The sequence below is a fragment of the Lysinibacillus sp. FSL K6-0075 genome (assembly GCF_038592945.1).
Lineage (GTDB): Bacteria > Bacillota > Bacilli > Bacillales_A > Planococcaceae > Lysinibacillus > Lysinibacillus fusiformis_F.
Map to the genome: position 1 here is coordinate 4,055,631 of NZ_CP151947.1, position 22,541 is coordinate 4,078,171.

The 22,541-nt window shown below is 37.7% G+C and carries 21 protein-coding genes and 1 tRNA gene; 2 read left to right on the forward strand and 20 right to left on the reverse strand.

What is annotated here, in order from left to right; genetic code table 11:
- The 9 genes from gpmI to MHB65_RS20275 all read right to left on the reverse strand — a co-directional run bounded on the left by gpmI (position 1) and on the right by MHB65_RS20275 (position 11,078).
- On the reverse strand, positions 1 to 1,542 hold the full coding sequence (gpmI, locus tag MHB65_RS20235) for a 2,3-bisphosphoglycerate-independent phosphoglycerate mutase (RefSeq protein ID WP_342441528.1): 1,542 nt from the start codon (positions 1,540 to 1,542) through the stop codon (positions 1 to 3).
- Positions 1,535 to 2,296 (reverse strand): triose-phosphate isomerase, encoded by a 762-nt coding sequence (gene tpiA / locus MHB65_RS20240; protein WP_205445410.1) that lies wholly within the window; start codon positions 2,294 to 2,296, stop codon positions 1,535 to 1,537. The genes gpmI and tpiA overlap by 8 nt, the downstream gene beginning before the upstream one ends.
- Positions 2,297 to 2,315: 19 nt before the next feature.
- Entirely contained in the window at positions 2,316 to 3,500 is a 1,185-nt protein-coding gene (locus MHB65_RS20245; RefSeq protein WP_342441529.1) for a phosphoglycerate kinase, read from the reverse strand.
- A 547-nt stretch (positions 3,501 to 4,047) separates the two neighbouring features.
- Entirely contained in the window at positions 4,048 to 5,064 is a 1,017-nt protein-coding gene (gap, locus tag MHB65_RS20250; RefSeq protein ID WP_342441530.1) for a type I glyceraldehyde-3-phosphate dehydrogenase, read from the reverse strand.
- Positions 5,065 to 5,190: 126 nt separating this feature from the next.
- Positions 5,191 to 6,243, reverse strand: a complete 1,053-nt coding sequence (locus MHB65_RS20255; protein WP_205445415.1) for a sugar-binding domain-containing protein — start codon at positions 6,241 to 6,243, stop codon at positions 5,191 to 5,193.
- Positions 6,244 to 6,786: 543 nt separating this feature from the next.
- Complete coding sequence (locus MHB65_RS20260) at positions 6,787 to 7,020, reverse strand: glutaredoxin family protein (protein ID WP_205445417.1); 234 nt, start codon at positions 7,018 to 7,020, stop codon at positions 6,787 to 6,789.
- 305 nt (positions 7,021 to 7,325) lie between these two features.
- Positions 7,326 to 9,599, reverse strand: coding sequence for a S9 family peptidase (locus tag MHB65_RS20265; protein WP_342441531.1), 2,274 nt, complete (start codon positions 9,597 to 9,599; stop codon positions 7,326 to 7,328).
- A 148-nt stretch (positions 9,600 to 9,747) separates the two neighbouring features.
- Positions 9,748 to 10,497: a TPM domain-containing protein gene (locus MHB65_RS20270; protein WP_342441532.1), complete on the reverse strand. Its 750-nt coding sequence runs from the start codon at positions 10,495 to 10,497 to the stop codon at positions 9,748 to 9,750.
- Complete coding sequence (locus MHB65_RS20275; protein WP_342441533.1) at positions 10,497 to 11,078, reverse strand: LemA family protein; 582 nt, start codon at positions 11,076 to 11,078, stop codon at positions 10,497 to 10,499. Before MHB65_RS20275 ends, MHB65_RS20270 begins: the two co-directional genes overlap by 1 nt.
- A gap of 133 nt (positions 11,079 to 11,211) precedes the next feature.
- On the opposite strand from MHB65_RS20275, the gene MHB65_RS20280 reads away from it, so the two are divergent.
- The gene (locus MHB65_RS20280) at positions 11,212 to 11,826 is read left to right on the forward strand and encodes a spore coat protein (protein ID WP_205445425.1); all 615 of its coding nucleotides are present in this window, start codon (positions 11,212 to 11,214) and stop codon (positions 11,824 to 11,826) included.
- 87 nt (positions 11,827 to 11,913) lie between these two features.
- On the opposite strand, the gene MHB65_RS20285 is transcribed toward MHB65_RS20280, so the two are convergent.
- The 4 genes from MHB65_RS20285 to MHB65_RS20300 all read right to left on the reverse strand — a co-directional run bounded on the left by MHB65_RS20285 (position 11,914) and on the right by MHB65_RS20300 (position 14,802).
- Positions 11,914 to 12,636 (reverse strand): amino acid ABC transporter ATP-binding protein, encoded by a 723-nt coding sequence (locus tag MHB65_RS20285; RefSeq protein WP_205445427.1) that lies wholly within the window; start codon positions 12,634 to 12,636, stop codon positions 11,914 to 11,916.
- Entirely contained in the window at positions 12,633 to 13,343 is a 711-nt protein-coding gene (locus MHB65_RS20290) for an amino acid ABC transporter permease (RefSeq protein WP_205445428.1), read from the reverse strand. Before MHB65_RS20290 ends, MHB65_RS20285 begins: the two co-directional genes overlap by 4 nt.
- Before the next feature lie 87 nt (positions 13,344 to 13,430).
- Positions 13,431 to 14,228, reverse strand: a complete 798-nt coding sequence (locus MHB65_RS20295) for a basic amino acid ABC transporter substrate-binding protein (RefSeq protein WP_205445430.1) — start codon at positions 14,226 to 14,228, stop codon at positions 13,431 to 13,433.
- Between the two features lie 499 nt (positions 14,229 to 14,727).
- Positions 14,728 to 14,802, reverse strand: a tRNA-Arg gene (locus MHB65_RS20300).
- 304 nt (positions 14,803 to 15,106) lie between these two features.
- Here MHB65_RS20300 and clpP point away from each other — a divergent pair.
- The gene (gene clpP, locus MHB65_RS20305; protein ID WP_004228025.1) at positions 15,107 to 15,697 is read left to right on the forward strand and encodes an ATP-dependent Clp endopeptidase proteolytic subunit ClpP; all 591 of its coding nucleotides are present in this window, start codon (positions 15,107 to 15,109) and stop codon (positions 15,695 to 15,697) included.
- A gap of 54 nt (positions 15,698 to 15,751) precedes the next feature.
- Here clpP and MHB65_RS20310 read toward each other — a convergent pair whose 3' ends face one another.
- The 7 genes from MHB65_RS20310 to MHB65_RS20340 form a co-directional block, all read right to left on the reverse strand.
- Positions 15,752 to 16,009, reverse strand: coding sequence for an HPr family phosphocarrier protein (locus MHB65_RS20310; RefSeq protein ID WP_004228023.1), 258 nt, complete (start codon positions 16,007 to 16,009; stop codon positions 15,752 to 15,754).
- Between the two features lie 112 nt (positions 16,010 to 16,121).
- Entirely contained in the window at positions 16,122 to 17,069 is a 948-nt protein-coding gene (gene whiA / locus MHB65_RS20315) for a DNA-binding protein WhiA (RefSeq protein ID WP_004228019.1), read from the reverse strand.
- A gap of 65 nt (positions 17,070 to 17,134) precedes the next feature.
- Positions 17,135 to 18,130, reverse strand: coding sequence for a YvcK family protein (locus MHB65_RS20320; protein WP_205445432.1), 996 nt, complete (start codon positions 18,128 to 18,130; stop codon positions 17,135 to 17,137).
- 4 nt (positions 18,131 to 18,134) lie between these two features.
- On the reverse strand, positions 18,135 to 19,028 hold the full coding sequence (rapZ, locus tag MHB65_RS20325) for an RNase adapter RapZ (protein ID WP_054549566.1): 894 nt from the start codon (positions 19,026 to 19,028) through the stop codon (positions 18,135 to 18,137).
- A gap of 9 nt (positions 19,029 to 19,037) precedes the next feature.
- On the reverse strand, positions 19,038 to 19,505 hold the full coding sequence (locus MHB65_RS20330; protein ID WP_342441534.1) for an 8-oxo-dGTP diphosphatase: 468 nt from the start codon (positions 19,503 to 19,505) through the stop codon (positions 19,038 to 19,040).
- Positions 19,506 to 19,853: 348 nt separating this feature from the next.
- Positions 19,854 to 20,798, reverse strand: a complete 945-nt coding sequence (gene trxB / locus MHB65_RS20335; RefSeq protein ID WP_036078816.1) for a thioredoxin-disulfide reductase — start codon at positions 20,796 to 20,798, stop codon at positions 19,854 to 19,856.
- Between the two features lie 162 nt (positions 20,799 to 20,960).
- Positions 20,961 to 22,484 (reverse strand): tetratricopeptide repeat protein, encoded by a 1,524-nt coding sequence (locus MHB65_RS20340; RefSeq protein ID WP_342441535.1) that lies wholly within the window; start codon positions 22,482 to 22,484, stop codon positions 20,961 to 20,963.
- Positions 22,485 to 22,541: the final 57 nt, after the last annotated feature.

Here is a 22,541-nt window from a genome sequence, read left to right on the forward strand (position 1 = left end):
TTAATTCTCCTCTTTTTCAATTAATGATTGTCCTGTCATTTCAGTAGGCTGTGACACCTGTAATAATTCTAACATGGTTGGCGCTAAATCGGCTAAAATACCATCATTTCTTAACATTATATTTGGTTTTGTCACAATTACTGGAACAGGATTTGTTGTATGAGCTGTCATTGGCTCACCTGCTAAAGTTAACACTTCATCAGAGTTGCCATGGTCAGCTGTAATAATAGCTGCTCCACCTTTTGCAAGGAGCGCATCTACTACTTTCCCTAAGCATTCATCTACTGCTTCAATGGCTCTAATTGTTGGCTCCAGCATTCCACTATGACCAACCATATCAGGGTTGGCAAAGTTAAGAATAATGCCATCAAATTTTTCAGCCGCAATTTCTGCAAGTAAGGCTTCTGTCACCTCATAAGCAGACATTTCAGGTTTTAAATCGTATGTTGCCACCTTTGGAGAAGCAATTAAGATTCGTTCTTCACCTGGGAATTTTTCCTCACGTCCACCACTCATAAAGAATGTAACATGTGGATATTTTTCAGTTTCCGCAATGCGCAACTGTGTTTTCCCATTCGTCGCTAATACTTCACCAATTGTATTTTTCAAGTTGTCATTTTCATAAGCAACCTGTGCGTTGACTTCATCACTATAATGTGTGAAGGACACAAATTTTAAATTCTTTGGATGCTTTGCAGATATTGCAAAACCATCGAATGCTTCATTTGTAAACACTTTTGATAGCTGAATCGCACGATCAGGACGGAAGTTAAAGAAAATCACTGCATCATGATCGCCAATTGTTGCTACTGGCTCACCATGCTCTTGAATGCTAAATGGAATGACGAATTCATCTGTTACTTCACGCTCATAGGATGCTGCTACACCACTTTTGGCACTTTCTGCTGTTTGACCAACACCATCCACAAGTACATTATAAGTGAGCGCAACACGATCCCAACGTTTATCACGATCCATTGCATAGTAACGTCCATGAATCGAAGCAAATTGCCCTATGCCTATTTCAGCCATTTGCTTTTCTGTTTCTTCGATATAGTCTAATGCCGTTGTTGGACCAACATCACGACCATCTAAGAAGCCATGTATATAAACCTCATCTAATCCCTGCTGTTTAGCTAGTTTTAATAGCGCAAACATATGCTCATAATGACTATGAACACCACCGTCTGACAATAAGCCCATAACATGTAGCTTTGACTGATGAGCTTTAACATGTGCTACTGCATCTAAAAAGGCTTGATTCGTAAAGAAATCTCCATCACGAATGGATTTATTTAAGCGTGTCAAGCTTTGGTAAACAATACGTCCAGCACCGATGTTTAAGTGCCCCACCTCGGAATTTCCCATCTGTCCTTCAGGTAATCCAACGGCTTCTCCCGCTGCTGTTAATGTCGCATGAGGGAATTGGCTCCAATATCGATCAAAATTTGGCTTATTCGCCTGTGCTACTGCATTCCCGAATGTTTCATCTCGAAATGCAAAGCCATCTAAAATAATTAATGCTACTGGCTTTTTAGGCATTTGCTGCCGCCTCCAATAATGTTAAATAAGATTCTGGTTGTAAGCTTGCTCCACCAACTAAAGCACCATCAATATGTTCTTTCGATAAAAGCTCCTGAATGTTATCAGGCTTCACACTACCGCCATATTGAATGCGCACAGCATTCGCAGTTTCAGCATTATAGAGCTCTTCGATTACTGCTCGAATCGCTCCACATACTTGGTTTGCATCGTCTGCCGTAGCCGTTTTACCAGTACCAATCGCCCAAATCGGTTCATATGCAATGACCATATGCTCTACTTGCTGTGCTTCAAACCCAGCAAGTGCCGCTTTAATTTGACCAGCAACTTTTTGCTCTGTTGTGCCAGCTTCACGTTCCTCTAGCGTTTCACCACAGCAAATAATAGGTACGATAGTATGTGCAAGTGCTGCTGCTACCTTTTTATTAATCGCTTCGTCTGTCTCATTGTAGTATTCGCGACGTTCTGAGTGCCCTAAAATGACATAGTCAACATCTACACTTGCTAGCTGTGCTGGACTAATTTCACCAGTAAAAGCACCTTCATTTTCATAGTGCATTGTTTGTGCACCAATCGCCAGCTCTGATTCACTAGCAACTTGCACAAGTGTAGGTAGGTAAAGAGCTGGTGCGCAAATAACAGCATCTACTTTGTCATTGGAAGGAAGTTTTTCCTGTACAGCATCTACAAACTGAATAGCTTCTTCAAATGTTTTAAACATTTTCCAGTTACCTGCAATAATTGGTTTACGCATCATTTTGCCTCCGATTAGCTTATTTATCGTTTAGTGCTACAATCCCTGGAAGCTCTTTGCCTTCCATTAATTCTAAGGAAGCACCGCCACCTGTAGAAATATGATCCATCTTATCTGCTACTTCAAATTTTTCAACTGCCGCTGCCGAATCACCGCCACCGATTACCGTGTAGCCTGCAGTTGTTGCCATTGCATCAGCAACTGTTTTTGTGCCGTTTGCAAATTTGTCCATTTCAAAGACACCCATTGGCCCATTCCAAATGATTAATTTAGAGTTTTTAATAACTTCTGCATAGTTTGCAGCTGTTTTTGGACCAATATCTAGGCCCATCCAATCAGCTGGAATAGCCTCTACATCAACGATTTGTGTTTCAGCATCCTGTGAAAATTCATTTGCCACAACAGCATCGACTGGCATATGTAATTGCACGCCTTTTACTTTTGCCTTTTCAATAAAGGACTTTGCTAGCTCAATTTTATCTTCTTCTAACAATGATTTACCGATATCATGGCCTTGTGCCTTAATAAATGTAAAGGATAAACCTCCACCGATAATTAAGTGATCTACTTTCTCTAACAGGCTTTCAATAACACCAATTTTATCTTTTACTTTGGCACCACCAATAATGGCTGTAAATGGATGCTCAGGGTTAGACAAGGCTTTACCTAGTACATCTAATTCCTTTTGCATTAGGAATCCAGATACAGCTGGAATATGCTTAGCAATTCCTTCTGTAGAAGCATGTGCTCGGTGGGCTGCACCAAAAGCATCATTGACATAAATATCTGCTAGCTGAGCAAATTGCTGTGCTAATGTCGGATCATTTTTCTCTTCACCAGCATGGAAGCGTACATTTTCAAGCAGTAGAATATCTCCATCTTGCATGTTTGCAACGGCTTCTTCCACCGCTTGCCCAATGGATTCATCAAGCTTCGTAACAGGCTTACCCATTAATTCAGCTAAGCGAATGCCAACAGCTGTTAAACGCATGTCTTCTTTTACTTCACCCTTTGGACGACCTAAGTGAGAAGCTAGAATAACTTTAGCACCCTGCTCTACTAAATACTCGATTGTAGGAATAGCTGCACGAATACGTGTCTCATCCGTAATAGCACCATCTGCCATTGGCACATTAAAATCTACACGTACAAAAACGCGTTGACCCTTTACTTCAATATCTTTCATTGTTTTCTTATTTAACATGAAGAAACTCCCTTCAAAATTTGTTTTAGTCTTACACCCTTGTGTTTTACCCATCTTGGCTCTACACCATGCTTACTAAATTGAAAAGTCATTTTGGTACTTTTTCAGGGTCACTATCTAGTGTGATTATGATTCTCCAACTTTTGATAATGAACCCTAATACTTGTTTTTATAGTAGCAAAAGTTACCTTCTATGTCTTGCAATCACCATGTATCAATTACGCCTTAGCGTAATTGCGTCCAGATTTTTTTCGAGCTTGCTCTAAAAGCTCCTCTTCAAAATCTGTGACGTCTGCTGGGGCTTTTATCTTGATTCAGTTTGTGTTTAGACACTCACTGAATCAAAGAGAGCAATTTGTGTATTCATCTCACCACGTATAGAGGTGGGCGTTTTCTGCTGAATTTAGTTAAAAAAGGAGTAAGGGTTATCCCTTACTCCCAATACCCTTGTATATTATATCTATTCGATATTATAAAGGCTATACTTTTTGTGCATAAAAAGCAGTAATATGTCACACTTTTTACTCAAAATGTCGAAATATGATACTTATTTATGGTTTAATCCTTGTTCAGCAATGTATAAAGCTAGGTCCATTAAGCGAGTAGAGTAACCAATTTCGTTATCATACCAAGCTAAAACCTTCACCATTTTGTTTTCTAATACCATTGTTGAAAGACCATCTACAGTAGAAGAATGATGGTTACCGTTATAATCGATTGATACTAATGGTAGCTCATTGTAATCTAAAATGCCTTTTAATTCATTTTCAGAAGCTTCTTTTAATGCTGCATTAATCGTTTCTTTCGATACATCTGCTTTTAGCTCCACAACTAAGTCAACACATGATACGTTAGGTGTTGGCACACGCATAGAGAAGCCATCTAGCTTACCTTTTAATTGTGGTAATACTTTTGATACTGCTACTGCTGCACCCGTTGTTGTTGGAATCATAGAAACCGCCCCAGCACGTGCACGACGTGGATCAGAGTGTGGGAAGTCTAGAATTCGTTGGTCATTTGTATAAGAGTGAATTGTTGTCATCATACCGCGTTCAATGCCAAATTTCTCATCAAGTACTTTAGCTACTGGTGCAAGACAGTTTGTTGTACAAGAAGCATTGGAGATTACATCATCAGTTGCTGGGTTATAATCCTCATGGTTTACACCCATAACAAATGTAGGCATTGCCCCTTTTGCTGGTGCCGATAGAATGGCTTTTTTCGCGCCTGCTTCAATATGCTTGCCTACTTCTTCCATTGAACGGAATCGACCAGTACATTCAAGCACTACGTCTACGCCTAATTCGCCCCATGGTAATTGTGCAGGATCTTTTTCAGCATATACTTTTACACGTTGGCCATTTACTACGAAAGAATCTTCATCTGCATTGACTTCAGCATCATAGATACCGTGTACTGAATCATATTTCAATAAGTGCGCAAGCTGACCAGCATCTGTTAAGTCGTTTACGGCTACTACTTCAATTTCATCATGCTTCATTGCCTCACGAAATACTAAACGTCCAATACGTCCAAATCCATTAATCGCTAATTTTAATGCCATTGTTAATTCCTCCAATAATGTGTATTGTCTGTCTCTATGAATAGAGACATCAAAATTTACTTTATGCTCATTCAAAAAGTGTTCTAGCACTTTCTGAGATCGAGTGACATGTTTGATACTTTACCATCATTCAAGATGCTTATTTTCTATAGAAGATAATTGGGCAGCAATTGCTTTGGCTGCTGCTTCATCTGTTACAAATATGGTTTGCTTAGGTGCTACTTTAAAATAGGAAAGCATTGCATTGACCTTTTGTTTTCCTGCTGCAACTGCAATGACTTGCTGGCTATTTTGTACCTGCTCAAGTTGAATACCAATCGTACGTATACGATGAACAATTTCACCATTAGCATTAAAATAATAGCCAAATGCTTCACTTACAGCGCCTTTCTCCTCAAGAATTCGCAAATCCTCTGGAGATGAATTACGACGAATCGCCATTTCCTCTGCGGAGCCAATCCCGTGAATGACGCAATCTGCTTGATCGTAGAATGCCATCATTTCTGTTACCATCGGCTCTGTTAACATCGCTTGATAAGCTTGCTCACTTAAATGCTCCGGTAAAAATAAAGTACGGTACTGTGCCTCCATCTGCATGGCAAATGTTGCAACAAGTGTATTGGCCTGCATTTGCATTTCATGTCCAATCCCTCCGCGTGCAGCTACAAAAGTGATATCCTTTTGCCCGTCTAGAGGATGTAAAAACTGTGCAAGAGAGGCAACAGATTTTCCACCAGTGACAGCTACTACTTGCTCATCAAAAGCAGTCGACATAAATTGCAATGCCGCTTCTTTGCCTAGCATGGTCAGGATTGTATGATCCTCATTGTAATCACCAGGAACTACGACTACACGCTGGATGCCAAAATGGTTTTCGAGCACTTTTGCAAGCTGTGTTAAACCAGACCATTCGTAAACGATGACTCTTAATTTTTCAATGACTATTTCACCATCATCTGTACATACCATACCCGACTTTTGCGCATCTAATAACCCTTGTTCACGTAAAATATCAGTTTCTTTACGTATTTCTCTTTCTGTCATTTTCAGTGAATCGGCTAGCGCACGTCGTCCGATTGGTTGCATAAGTTGAACGGCTTGCAAAATTCGATATCTTGATTGCAGAAGCGGATACATTTCAGGAAGTAGCCTTTGCTGTGCCTCTGGAACAGTTAACATATCTATCTACTCCCTTAATTAATAGTTGTGGGCTTAATTTTATCCCACTTAATTATTTTGCGTCCCACTTATACTTTTATTATAATATGCATTGTTTTAAAGTGCAAGTAGTTGAATTGTTTATATTAAAAAAAGCCTCATAGCCATCAACATGGCTACGAGACTTTTTTGTACTTATTTAGTGAAAGATAAAATCGCGTTCTTTTTAAAACCTTCTAAAGCTTTTGTTGCTTCACTTTTATTTGTAAATTCAAAAATACGAACATCCTTTTTCTCAAATACTGTAAAATCTCCCTTCACATCATTCATTTTTGTAATATAACAACCACTAAAATTTGTGATACATTCGCTAAACTGTTTTATAACAACTTCTTACTTGATACCTATTCTACTCCGTTTTTTATGAAAAGAAAGTCTAATGTGAAGGTCTTCACAAACTGTTCAAATTCAAAACGCTTTCATTGAACAATTTGTGAATTGTGTGAATTACAGCTAACAATAGAGTCATTTTTTCCGTTAATAACCTTTTATACATTCAGTAAATTAACTGCCTAATTGCTCCATCAAGGTGGCATAATCTAAATTACCATACTGGATTACGACACCATCCTTCTCAACTACAGGAATCATTAGCATATATTTTTCATGTATGCGATCATCTTGCTCAATATCAATCACATCAATTTCAAAGGGAACATCTTCCTGAACAAGCTTTAATGTCTGTAATCCTTCTACACATAAAGGACAATTTGCCCGACTAAAAAATTTAATCTTCATAGATAGCACCTCCCATCTTTATTATAAACGAAAGTACAATGAAGTTATGGCTACTATTCATTGACGATTTATATTTTGATGGATGACGCCTCTAGAATGTTTTTACCAGAATTTAAAAAGCATAATCTTATTCGTTTCAGTATTTCTCAAGTGGATGAACAATAAATTTATAATGGTATTGAGGAACTGGCTCTGTATATTTCTCCATTTGATCGTAAGAAACGCTAGACAAACTCTATTCACCTTATGTAATTAAAAAGGCATTGATTGTGAGCAAGCTACACATCAATGCCTTTCGTTTCAGATTATTTTAAATGACTATCGAAAAATTTCACCATGGCATTATAGAATTCAATTCTATTTTCTTCGTTAGCGAAGCCATGTCCTTCATTATCTTTTAGCATGTATTCTACATCGACACCTCTAGCACGTAAGGCTTCCACAATTTGATCGGATTCTGCTTTGTTCACACGTGGGTCATTTGCACCTTGAGCGACAAATAATGGTGTTTTGATTTTATCTGCATGGAAAACAGGTGAAACAGCTGTTAATAATTCTTTGTCCTTCTCTGGGTGACCTACGCGCTCATAAAACATGTTACGCATAGTTTCCCAGTAAGGTGGGATGGTATTTAATAACGTGAATATGTTAGATACCCCTACATAATCAACTGCTGCAGCATATAAATCAGGCGTATACGTAATACCAGCTAATGTTGCATAACCTCCAAATGATGCACCATAAATACCGATGCGATCAGGGTCTGCAATGCCTTGGTCAATTGCCCATTGGACACCATCTGTAATATCATCTTGAATTTTCAGACCCCATTGCTTATTTCCAGCTTGAAGGAACTCTTTACCATAGCCAGTTGATGAACGGAAATTCACCTGTAGCACTGCATAGCCACGATTAGCTAACAATTGTACTTCTGGATTGAAGCCCCACATATCACGTGCCCATGGTCCACCATGTGGATTGACAATAAGAGGGAGATCTTTCACTTCTTTATTTTTCGGTAAAGTTAAATAGCCATTAATTGTTAAACCATCTCGGCTCTTATAAGAAATTGGATGCATTTCAGCAAGTTCATTCGGATTTAACCAAGGACTTAAAGTGGCCAATTCTGTTAATTCATCTGTTGTTGAATCGTAGTAATAATATTTTCCATAGACAGTATCACTTGAAACACTCACAATAAATTTTGTCATTTCTTTATTGTAATCATTGATACCAAGCTCACTTTCATGCACATTCAGCTTGCTTTGAATTTTACGGAAAAGCTTTTCAAAGTTCTCGTCAAAGAATTGATAATGTGGTTTATCTGTTATATATGCACCATATAGCAATTTATCGTGTTCAGCACTATATAAGACACCCGAAACATCTACTTGATCATTAGACATAATGACTTCTTCATTACCTTTTAAGTCGTATTTCACCACTTCTACTTTATCTCTACCTTTATTTGATGTAGCATAAATGTATTGATTGTCTTTAGAAAATGCTAGTGGCATTACTTCATCGCCAGCTTCCATTTCAATAAATGGCTTGAATTCATCCTTTTCCGAATCTCTATAAAGAATCGTTCCTTCCACACCATCTGAAGCTACGGCAATTCGCACATTTCCATTGCGATCTGCTAGCCAGCTCGTAATATTACCAGGATTTTTTGCAACATGAGTTGTTTCACCAGTCTTTACATTCAGCTTGTAGACATCAAAAACTGTTGCATCTTCCTTATTCATCATAATAAGTATTTCATCTTTAACACCTTGCAGACCACTTAATATGCCAACTGTGACGTTTGGATATGGTGTTAAATCTTTTTCCTCAGCGCCATTAAATGTCGTAGAATAAATATGGAAGTTTTCATCTCCACCTTTATCCTTTAAATATAGTAAATTATTATCTTTCCAGAAAAATCCTGCAACATCACGATCTTTTGAATTAGAAACACGAACGGGCTCACTATCATCATTCATCTTTTTCACGAAAACATTGGATCTGTTCTCCCAAGCAGAGGAAAAAGTAATGTAATTGCCATCAGGTGAAAGTTCATAACCAAAGTTCCCAGGATTCTTCATAAAGTCTTCAACTGAAATTTCCTTTACACCTTCATGATTGGAACCATTTTTTTCTTGTTTTGCATTGTTTAAAATTTTTACTGCATCTTGTTTTGATATTGCTTCACTACTTAATGATAAGCCATTAAATAAACCAATTTTATTGGCTTTCTCTAAATACTCAGCAAGTGAAGCCTCTTTTTCTTCTTTATTTAACGCTCTTACTAAAATTCGAGCCGCTTCATCATGTTTAATCGTCAAACTTAAATCTGTGAATTCCCCAGCCTTTACCCATTTATCAATAATTTGTTGACGCATTGAATCTGAGCCGTGCTGGAATGTTAAAGTTGTTACAGCTAAATTCAAAAATTCCTGCGCTGTCAATCGTTCTTCTTGTGCTATCACGGTGCTAGTTGTTTCGTTGGCAGCACGAACTTCTTGCATTGTTGCAGGTATAACGACAGAGGTTGTTAAAATAATTGCTAACGATGCAGATAAAAATCTTTTTTTCAAAAATGATTCCTCCCTATATCAGTTTACGTTATATCGATTGTCGATATATTTAAATTATAACAATTCTAGCATTATTGTCAATAATTGAGAGAATTTAATTGATTCATAATGAAAGCGAACTAAACAAATTAGTTCGCCACTACCCCTATTAAAATTTCCGGCTTGCTCCTCCGCCGGCGGAAGTTCCTCCACCAAATCCGCCAAAGCCACCTCTACTTGAACGTCCTCCACCAAAGCCACCTGGATAGCCTCCATAGCCTCCACTGCGAGGACCTCCGCCGCCTTTCGAAAAGAACGAATAAATAATAATGACAACGATAATGATTAAGATTATTAACCAAGTGGGCATGTCTTCCCCTTCGGTTGTATGTGCTGGTAATTCACCGCTCCAATTATACTCTTGGGCAACAGCTCGAAAAACTTCAGTATAGGTCGCTTGGAATGCTTGATCTAAATTACCCGTACTTGCCGAAGGATAAAAGGCATTATCTAAAATGCGTCCTAATTTACCATCTGGTAATGCTCCTTCTAAGCCCTGGCCCACAGCGATTACAACGTCGTTATTCCCTTCCCCTTGACCAAAAGTAGTTAAAATCAAGACACCGTTATTTTTCTCCTTATCACCTATGCCCCATGACCGAATCAATTTTGTTGCATACATCTTTGGCTCTTGTCCATGAAGACTATCAACTGTGACTACCATGATTTCAGCACCTGTGCCTTGATCCAATTGCTCTGAATAATGATTTAACTCTTCTTTGACATTCGCTGAAATTACATTGGCAAAGTCATGTATATACGTATTTTTCATGGGTGACGGCATAGCTGCTTTCGTTATATCCGAGAAAAAAAGAAGCACCGAACAAACGATGATCATCTGTACAATGCAACGCTTCATTAATGTGTACCTGATTGACTAAAGTTGATAGATGGTGCTTTGTCAGCTCCTGCTGCGGCTTTAAAGTATTCTTTTTGTTCGAAGCCAAACATCCCTGCCATCAAATTACCAGGAAAACGTTTAACATGTTTATTGAATTGCTGCACCTCATTATTGTAATCCTCACGTGCTACCGCCAGGCGATTTTCAGTACCTGCTAGCTCATCCATTAACTGACGGAAGTTTGCATCTGCTTTTAAGTTTGGATAATTTTCCACAACGACTAGTAAACGACTAAGAGCGCCCGTTAATGCATCATTGGCGACAGCTTGCTCCTCTGGTGAGCTTGCACTCCCCATTTGGGCACGCGCCTCCGTAATACTCGTTATCACCTCTTGCTCATGATTGGCATAGCCTTTCACAGATTCCACCAGATTGGGAATCAAATCATAGCGACGTTGGAGCTGATTTTCAACTTGTGCCCATTTAGAATCAACATTTTCCTCGGCTGTCACCAGGCTATTATATTTAGGTATGAATAATAAGGCGATTACAACAAGAATAATGACAATTATTCCAATTGGTCCAAGCAACTTTTTCAATTTTAAGCCTCCTTGACTTGCTTTTCCTTCTATCATTAGTCTACATTTTTACCTTTACATTTATACCGTATGAAATTGAATTGACTCGACATACTAAATACTGCAACAAAAAATTATTGAGGAGGCGTTTTTTTTGTCACAATCGTTTTACAACGAATCATCAAATCAAACAAATTTCAACCAACAGCATAGCCTAAATCATGGTGGCCATGAAATGATGGACATGCATGAAACAATTGGCGAAATTATTGCAGGTATGAACCAAGCCATTATTTTGCGTCCCCATGTAAAAGACCCTGAACTACTCAACATTTTGGATCGTCAATATAATTTCACTCTAGGTATGTACAATACAATCGTAGAGTCCTTTAAAACAGGGCACGATCCATCTGTTCCAACAGGACGTTACCAAATGGAAACAGGAAATGACTTCAAATATGGCTTAAATCCTGGTCAACCGAAAAAGCCAATGCAAAATGCTAATGAAATAAATGATGAAGCCATTTCTGGATTCTTACTTGGTGCTCAAAAAGGGGCAGCAAAATGTATGACAACCGCTGCGTTGGAGACAACAAACCCTGTTGTTCGTCGCGTTGTTGCAGATAGTATTCCTAACTGCATTGAAATGGGATACGAATTATCCATTTATCAAAATAAACATGGCTATTATCAGGTGCCTCAGTACTCCCAACAGGATATGCAAACGATGCTAAATGCATACGACACAACATCTAATCCCCTTCATTAAATATGAACAGTCCATGGTGAATACTCATCATGGACTGCTTTTTTTAGCACAAAAAAGCGAACGAGCACGTCGTTCGCTTTTTCAGCTTTATAATACTTTTCCTAAAAACGCCTTTGTTCGATCGCTTTGTGGATTGCCGAATAGTTCCTCTGGAGAACCTTCTTCTACGATATAGCCTCCATCCATAAAGACTACTCGATCGCCTACTTCACGAGCAAAGCCCATTTCATGCGTCACAACCACCATTGTCATCCCTTCAGCCGCTAGATTTTTCATAACATCTAGCACCTCTTTTACCATTTCAGGGTCAAGTGCTGAAGTTGGCTCGTCAAATAAAATAGCTTTTGGCTTCATAGCTAAGGCACGAGCAATTGCCACACGCTGCTGTTGACCACCCGATAACTGCTCAGGATAATTATAGGCCTTGCTATCGAGTCCAACTTTTTTTAATAGCTCATGTCCTAGTTCTTCTGCGTTTGCACGACTCATTTTACGAATTTGCATAGGTGCCATCGTGACATTATCGATAACAGTCATATGCGGGAATAAGTTAAATTGTTGAAACACCATGCCCACTTCTGCACGTATTTCATTGATATTCGTTTTAGGATCATTAATCTTTACATTTTCAATATAAATAGCACCATCTGTTACTTCTTCTAACATATTAATGCATCGTAGAAATGTACTTTTTCCTGATCCAGATGGCCCAATGACACAGACAACTTGTTTTTCTTGAATTTCATAATCGATTCCTTTTAATACTTCAAGCTTACCAAAGTACTTGTGTAGGTTTTCAATTTTTATCATCTTGCTTCCCGCCCTTCTACCTTAGCTTTACGAGGGACATAACTATTGCTAAATCGTTTCTCGATAAATGCTACAACTTTCGTTACACCATATGTTAAAACTAAATACAATAATGCTGCAACGATATACGGTTCCCAGAAGCGGAAGCTTGCACCAGCTACTACCTTACTAGCATATAAAATATCTGGTGCGGCAATAACTGTTACGAGTGAAGAATCTTTTAATAATGCGATGAATTCATTCCCTAATGGTGGGATCATACGTCTAAATGCTTGAGGTAAAATGACCTTACGCATCGCTTGGTTATGTGTTAACCCAAGAGAGCGTGCAGCCTCCATTTGCCCTTTTGCAATACTTTGAATCCCTGCACGGAAAATTTCTGCATTGTAAGCAGCGCAGTTTAAAATAAGCGCTGTAATCCCCGATACCATATAACCTAAAGAATGACCAAAAATTGTTGGAATAACTGCTAAGTGAATTAACAAGATTTGTACAAGCATCGGTGTTCCACGGAATAAATCGATATATAGTTTAGATGGCCAATAAATCCATTTTTTACTCGATAATTTTCCAAGACCTAAAAATAGCCCTAATAGAATACCGCCAAAATAACCACTAAGTGTCAAAATAAGTGTTACGCCAATACCTCGTATAAACATATCTCGGTAGTTCCAGACAATGTCCCAGCGTAAGTCAAAGATGTCCATCCGAAAACCCCATTCCCCTTTAAATTACGAATAATAAATGAGCCGCTAGCACAATTACTATGTTAGTAGCATCATGTCATTCATTTGTTACTCAAAATCAGTGCCCGTAATTTCTTTTAATTTACCGTTTTCTTTAATCTTTTTAAGACCTTCATTTAATTTATCTAACAATTCTTTATTCCCTTTTTGAACCATGAAGCCATAGTATTCTTTATCGAATGCGTCATCTTCAATTACTTTTAGTTTTTGATCTGGATGAGCTTTCATATATTCATAAACTACCGCATTATCTCCGATAGCTGCATCAACATTACCATTTAGCATCTCTTGAATCGCGATTGGCTGACTTTCAAATGCCATAATATTTGTACTTGCTTCCCCTTGTAGCTTTTTCGCCGCCATATGACCAGTAGCATTAATTTGTACTGATACTTTTTTATCTTTTAATTCATCAAGAGATTTGATTTTTGAATCTTCTTTCACAACAATTAATAATTGAGACTCATAGTATGGTTCAGTGAAATCAAATGATTCTTTACGCTCTTCAGTAATTGTGATTCCTGAAGCTCCGATATTTGTTTCACCATTTTTAATTGTTTGGAAAACTGGTTCCCACCCAATATTATTCCACTCAACTTCAAAGTCCATTTCATCTGCAATAGCTTGTAAAATATCGACATCAATCCCTACAATTTTCCCTGAATCGTCAACAGATTCAAATGGTGCAAAAGTGGCCTCAGTACCAACTTTGTATACTTTCTTGCCATCTCCGCCGTCTTCTGAAGGTGTACTACCAGAAGAAGCATCATCTTTTGTACCACATCCTGCAAGTGCTAATGTTAAAGCTGCGATAATCATCAGTAACATCCAACCTGTTTTTTTCATTGTATTTCCCCCTAGTTCGATAATTTTCCAAAATACGTATTATTTTTCGCAATTCGGAAATGTTAGACTATTAGGTCAATTATATTAACAATATAGTATTTAGACAACAACTTTTCGCATAAAACTAAATATTTTTTCATATAAATTTATAATTAATTCATATAATTTGAAAAAACATGTATAAATCACAAGAAATTAAACCTAAAACTAATATATATACAATGAGAACCATGCCAAATTTCGATAAATTTAGGCAAAAAAAAAGAATCCCCTCAGATAGGATTCTTTTTTTTCGACTATTGCTAGTCTCACGTACAGTATGTTCACTAAAAAATAATTTGGAGTTATTGCTTTTTTGAAGGTTTGAAAGGAATAAATAGGGGAATAATGCCAACTAGGACAGTATTCACTTTATTCTTCCTCTCGATCTCCAGTAAGCAGGCTGCTAAACTACTTATTAGGAGATGAGCTATTACAGTATATCAATTCATCAGTAAAATGGCGCCCTCGGAGGGAATCGAACCCCCAGTGCAAGAACCGGAATCTTACGTGTTATCCATTACACCACGAGGGCAAAAGACACAAAAAAAAAGTACTCACTCTAGGCTTACGAAAAGCATGATGTAGATAACCCTCATTTGAAGCATACCTGCAAAATAGTGTCCTGTACTTTAAACTTATAACCTTAATTATTATACAAGCCCATCCTATATAATTCAACCATAGAATGCAAAAACAATTTATTTTTTTAATTTCACTTTAGCAGGGTTAATATTTGACCTTCCCTGACTATAATGTGTATGATAAGGATACAGCTGAAATACAAAGGAAATTTTCAGTAAAGGTATTCGAATTTAGCTTTTTAAGGAGGATTTAACATGAATTTAATTCCTACAGTTATTGAACAAACAAGTCGTGGTGAGCGTGCATATGACATTTATTCACGTCTACTTAAAGACCGTATTATCCTTTTAGGAAGTGCCATTGATGACAATGTTGCTAACTCCATTGTCGCTCAGCTTCTTTTCCTACAAGCAGAAGATCCAGATAAAGATATCTCACTTTACATTAACTCACCTGGCGGATCCATTACGGCTGGTATGGCTATTTATGACACAATGCAAATTATTAAACCACAGGTACAAACAATTTGTATTGGGATGGCTGCATCAATGGGTGCTTTCCTACTTGCAGCTGGTGAACCTGGTAAACGTTTTGCTCTACCAAATGCTGAAGTGATGATTCACCAACCACTAGGTGGTGCACAAGGTCAAGCGACAGAAATTGAAATTGCTGCTAAACGTATTTTATTCTTACGTGAAAAACTAAATGGCATTTTATCTGAACGCACAGGTCAACCACTTGAAGTCATTGCAAGAGACACAGATCGTGATAACTTCATGACTGCTGAACGTGCAAAAGAATATGGCTTAATTGACCACATTATGCATCGTAGCGATAATAAATAAAAAATAAAAGGCATCACAGATTTTCTCTGTGATGCCTTTTGTGTTCAATGAATGTTAATCTTCATTTTCAATAATTGTTGCCAATGCTGTAACCGCTTGCTCAGCATCGTTACCTTCACTACTTAAAGTAACTTCAGTACCTTTAGCAACAGCTAAGCTCATGACACCCATAATGGATTTGGCATTTACTTTTTTCTCATCTTTTTCTAGAAAGATATCAGCACTAAAACGATTTGCTTCCTGCACAAATAGTGCTGCTTGTCTAGCTTGTAGTCCTAATTTTAATTTAACCTGGACTCTTCTCTCAATCATTCTCAAAACTCCCCTTCACTACCGTTCATCTATTAGTTTTATCTTACCTCACTTACTAGCAAAAGAACAATAAGCGATTAGCATGACATTCATACCTGAAAAGTATGATAACTTAACCACCTATTTTTTCACCGCGCCTTAATGCATCAGCAATCTCATCAATTTTTCTCAATCGATGGTTGACACCTGATTTACTAACCGTTCCACTAGATACCATTTCACCAAGCTCTTTTAATGTCACATCTTGGTATTCTACACGGAGACGTGCTATTTCACGAAGCTTCTCTGGTAGTTGATCAAGACCAATTGAATTTTCAATAAATCGAATATTCTCTACCTGCCGTAATGCTGCACCAATGGTTTTATTTAGGTTGGCTGTTTCACAGTTTACAATACGGTTGACACTATTGCGCATGTCTCGCAATATGCGAACATCTTCAAATTTCATCATAGCCTGATGTGCACCAACAATATTAAGGAAATCCGAAATTTTTTCTGCTTCCTTTAAGTAAGTCACAAAACCTTTTTTACGTTCGATTGTTTTGGCATTGAGTTCAAATTCATTCATCAAATCCATTAATGCTTCACCATGCTCTTTATATAAAGAATACACCTCTAAATGATAAGCTGATGTTTCTGGATTATTGACAGAACCTCCTGCTAAAAATGCACCTCTTAAATAAGCTCTTTTTTGGCCACTCTTTTGAATGAGCTTTCTTGAGATCGTATGGTTAAATTGAAAGTCGTCTGAGATGATTTCTAAATCAATTAACAGCTCACGCGCACCTTCTCTTACACGGCATATATACACATTATTTTTTTTCAGTCGCATTTTCTTACGAACCAGTAATTCCACATTGTACGGATACAATTTTTTCATAATCGTATATAGTCTTCTGGCAATTGCAGCGTTTTCGGTTTGCACGTCTAAGCTTAGTTGTTTATTTGCAAAGGATAATGAACCATTCATACGAATTAGGGCAGAAACTTCTGCTTTCATACAATGATTGTCCGCTTCTATTTGTGTTAACTCTTTTTTTGTTTCAGAAGCAAAAGACATATCACGCCCCCCTTTCAATCCTGATTTCTATGTATATGTTCATCTTACCATATACAATAAAGCCATTATGTTTCTATTATTGGTCCTCTTACTTTTTGATGGTAAATATCAGCATAATCTACCAGCCATTCTGCAACATTCGCAGCATTATGCCGAACCGTGCCATCTGGACGAATTGTAGCAATGTCTCGTTTAATAACTTCTAATCCCATGCTTTCAAGCTTTGCTACGTCAAATGTCACTGGTTCCGCTCTTTCTTCTTTATACAGTTCTTTTACAGGGTTAGGGAGTTCTTCATCATTTACTAAAATGGAATCGATAAAGTCATGGCCAACATGCTTATGTATAGCTGTTACATGATCGCCTGCTGTATAAGAAATGGTTTCACCCTTTTGTGTCATTAAATTACAAACATATATTTTTCTTCCTTTAGCCTTAACAACTGCTTCTCCTATCTCCTTAACAAGCAAATTCGGAATAATGCTTGTATACAAGCTTCCTGGTCCTATTAAAATATAGTCGGCACGAAGTATAGCACGAATAGCTTCTGGTAACGGTTGCACATTTTCAGGTACTAAAAAAACGCGATTAATGCGTTTTGTCGCTGTCGGGATTTTTGATTCGCCCTCAATAATTGAACCGTCCTCAAGCACAGCATGTAAGGCGATTTTTTTATTAGCAGCTGGTATTACTCGACCATGAACTTTTAAAACCTTTCCCATCTCACTAATAGCATGACTGAAATCTCCAGTAATGTCAGTGAGTGCCGTAAGCATTAAATTCCCTAAGGAATGACCTCGTAAATCTTCAGATGCTGAAAAACGATATTGAAACATTTGCTCTACAAGGGGCTCAATATCTGATAATGCTGCAATTACATTGCGTACATCCCCAGGTGGTGGAATATCATAATCATCACGTAAACGCCCTGAAGAACCGCCATCATCTGCTACTGTCACAATAGCAGTAATATCAAATGGGTGGTGCTTCAGCCCGCGAAGTAACGTGGAGAGCCCTGTGCCACCACCAATTACCACAAGCTTTGTTTGCTTTTTCCCCATTCACTCATTCCTTTCTACGATTAATATCACGATGCGTAATAACCGTATTTTCCTTGCCCGCAAAATATGCCCCAAAAAATTCTGCTAATGTCACGGAGCGATGCTGGCCCCCAGTACAACCAAAAGCAATAACAAGCTGTGATTTGCCCTCTTGTCGATAGAGAGGAATCATAAAGTCTAATAAATCCGTTAGTTTTTGTATGAGGATTTGCGTGTCTTCCAAAGCTAAAACATAAGAAGATACCTCTGTTTGAAGACCCGTTTTTGGACGTAGCTCCTCCACATAATATGGGTTTTTAAGAAAACGAACATCAAACACTAAGTCCGCATCAATCGGCATACCATGTTTAAAGCCAAAGGACATAATGTTAACGGTAAAAATAGTATCTGCCTCACTCGCAAATTCTTTGACAATTTTTTCACGCAATTGCTTTGGTTTCATATTAGATGTGTTATAAACAAAATTAGCACGGCCCTTTACTTCAGATAAAAGTACTCGTTCCTGTTTAATTCCATCTAGAGGTAAACCGTTCACTGCTAATGGATGGGCACGTCTTGTTTCTTTATAACGTCTGACTAATGTGGCATCATCTGCATCTAAAAATAAAATACGAGCAACAATATCGCCTTCTTTTAGTATATGGTCCAATGCGCCAATTAGAGCATCAAAAAAGTCGCCTCCGCGCATATCCATTACTGCCGCAATTCGGGTACTGTTTTTACCAGAATCTCTCAGTAAAGTTAAAAAAGTTGTAAGTAACGCAGGTGGTAAATTATCAATACAGTAATACCCTAAATCCTCAAAGCTTTGAATAGCTACAGTTTTCCCAGCCCCAGACATTCCTGTAATAATAACCAATTCATGTGTACTTTGTTGGCCTTCAACCACCACTGTCATGCAACTCCTTTATTGTTCTTTTGAAATTTGTATTTTCTGATGAAGTAATTCAAAATTCGTTGTATAGTCAAACGTGCCATACTGAATGCCTGATTGCGAAACAGCAAATTGTAAATTAGTTCGATCTCCTTCAGCCATTGGCAAATGTGCTAAATCCTCTACTGGGTGCCATGCAAGCTTGCCTTCTCTTGTTTCTTCGAATGGTATACCTTCTACATCCTTTGCAACAAATGTATAGAGCATCCATTCATCCACTACATCATTGTTTTCTTTAATGACCATCGTATAAACACCCTTTAAATGAACATGTAAAGGTGTAACATTTGTCTCTTCTTGAAACTCACGTAAAGCAGCCTCAAAGATTGACTCGCCGCTCTCCATTTTCCCTCCTGGCGCTACATACCAGCCTCGTCTTGGTTTCTGAAGTAATAATACTTTACCGTCTTTTACGGCAATTAAATTTGCAATTCTTTGCATAGGCACACCTCTAATCACTTTTGCATTCTACTCTTCATTATAACAAGACCTTGTAAGATTTGTCCTCATTTACAACTCTTGTACGCAGACAATTAACAATTTAGTTTTATTCAAAGATAACCATTTTATCTTGGGCGAAATTTACATTTTCCCTGATAGGATTATTTGATTTTTTACACATAAAAAAGTAGGTTGCTCCCACCTAATGGAGGCGGAAACAACCTACTAAACAAAATAAAAGGGGGATTGCTAATTACATTTTTAATGATACACCTTTTATATGTCATACAAGTTACAGCAATATTAAAACCACATTAAAATTGTATTTTTTACCTTAAAATAGCCATGTTAGGCATTAATTTTCTCTAATAACTCTTCTACATAATGTTGAACAGCTTGCGCGGCAATACTACCGTCACCAGTTGCTGTTACAATTTGACGAAGTGATTTTTCACGAACATCTCCAGCTGCAAAGATACCTGGGATTTTTGTTTCCATCGTGTCGTTTGTCAAAATATAGCCAGCATCATTTAAGATGCCTAATGACTCAAATGGTTTAGTTAAAGGTAACATACCAATATAGACAAAGACGCCATCTGTTGCAAATTCAGATTCCGTACCATCGACAGTTGATTGTAGCGTTACACTGCCAACTTTACCATTTGCTTCATTGATTTCTTTTACAGTTGCATTCCAAATGAAATCAATTTTTTCATTGGCAAAGGCACGATCCTGTAGAATTTTTTGTGCACGTAATTTATCGCGACGGTGGACAATTGTCACTTTATCAGCAAAGCGAGTTAAATAGACACCCTCTTCAACAGCCGAATCTCCGCCACCTACGACAACTAGATTTTTTTGTTTAAAGAATGCACCGTCACATACTGCACAGTAGCTGACACCACGGCCACCAAGTTCTTTTTCACCAGGCACGCCCATTTTTTTATACTCAGCACCAGTTGTAATAATAATGGCACGTGTTTTATATTCTTTTGCACCTGATTTAATTGTTTTATATTCTTCTCCATCGATGATTTCCGTTACATCACCATAGGCATATTCAGCACCAAATTTTTTAGCATGCTCAAACATTTTTGTAGAAAGCTCTGGTCCTAAAATTGTCTCAAAACCTGGGTAGTTTTCTACTTCTTCTGTGTTTGCCATTTGTCCACCAGGGATACCACGTTCAATCATTAATGTTGACAAATTCGCACGAGATGTATAGACAGCAGCAGTCATCCCGGCAGGACCTGCACCAATAATTACTACATCATAAATTTTTTCTTCCGACATAAATACTTCCCCCTAAACAGAATACTTTTTATCTTCATTCAACCAATAAGTGTAACGTCATCTATAGAAGAAGATCAATGACGCTAAGGAAAAATTGGTGATAGCGTTAGTATGTTCATCGTATGTGAAAGTATAAAGTTATTCAACTATGTTGCTCACACATTAATTATGACTGTTTGGCAAAAACGTTAAGATTTCGTCAATATACTTCGTTAAAGTAGATACCGATACTCCATATTGCTGTGCAATTTCCTTTTTTGTCACTTTGAGCATTTGTGAAGATCTGAATAAATAATCATTTGCTCCTGCAATTGCTGTTGGATTTGTAAAACGATAATTTTCTACTAAAGCTTGTTCACATAGCACAAACCACATTTGAAACATCGGGACAATTAATGATGATAGCTTTCCATATTGTTCTAATAAAATTTCTGAGACCTGTACTGCCCGTAAAAAGCTTGCTTCTACTTTGTTTTTCTTATCAAATTCATGTCCAAGTGCATAAGCCAAAAACAATTTCTCAAAAGAGCCTAATTGTTCAATATCAATCCATTTCGGATGGGCGATAATTTCTTGCTTATGCGCTGTACCTTTCAGTAAAAACAAACCAAAAATGCGCTCACTTGTATACGTGCTCTCTAATTTTTCAACAATAAAATCACGGTCGTGCTCCAACGCATCAAGTCCAAATTCATTTTCTTGTTGGCGCCAAGGTTCGAAGCCCTCTTTGTCTGGGTCTAGCTCTAGAAGCTGATCCCACGCACTTTTCGAAATTTCCTCATGACCTGAGAAATAGGCAGCATGTGACAACCAAAAGTAAAATCCTGCATCTCCTAAATAGCCTCTCTTTTGCATACTGCGCAACCATTTATAGGCTAATTCATACTGTCCGATTAAGGCTAATGTCGCACCAAGTTTATAACGATGCTCCCATGTATAGGGTTGAATTTTAACAAGGACATTTAACAGTTCTTGTAAATCCTCTTCATTTTTTTCATAATACGCAATCACCGTTAAATTGCATAATGCGTGTAGATTGCCCTTATTTTCACGTAGCACTGTATGCAAGAGCGCCTTAGCTTGCTCTTCTTCTCCAACATAAAAATAAGCGAGTGCTAGATTATTATAGGCTGACCAAAATGCTGGTCGATCTTCAATTAAATCTTCTAAAATAGTAATAGCTTCTGGAAAATCTCCCTTTTCCATACAACGACGAGCTTGTTCCTGACGATATAAATCCTCACCAGATCCTTCAAGCTCTTCAAAATCATCTTGCTCAAAAGCGACAAACTCTAATATTTCTGCTGCTTCATCAGCATAAGCACCCTCAGGTTCTAGCTTTAAATATTCTTCTGCAAAGCGTTTAGCATCATGCATGATGCCCACACATCCTGATACTTCTGCCATATAAAATATGATTTCTGGATTATCTGGATCAAGTTGATAGGCACGACGAAGCAGATCATACGCTTCCTCAAAACGTTGACCTTCTAACTCTACTATGGCTAACTGCAAGATAATCATTGGATCGTCGGGACTTAAATCTACCGCACGCTGTAAATATTTATAGGCTTTATTCATTTGTCCACTGTTCATTGCTTGAATTGATTTCTTATAATAATAGTCGCCTGTTGGAATGAACGACACTATATTCGATTGAGTCTCATTTTGACGTTTCTTTTCCAATATATTTCCTCCGAAACAAGAAATAAGGAACGTATTTTACGTTCCTTTACACAGTAA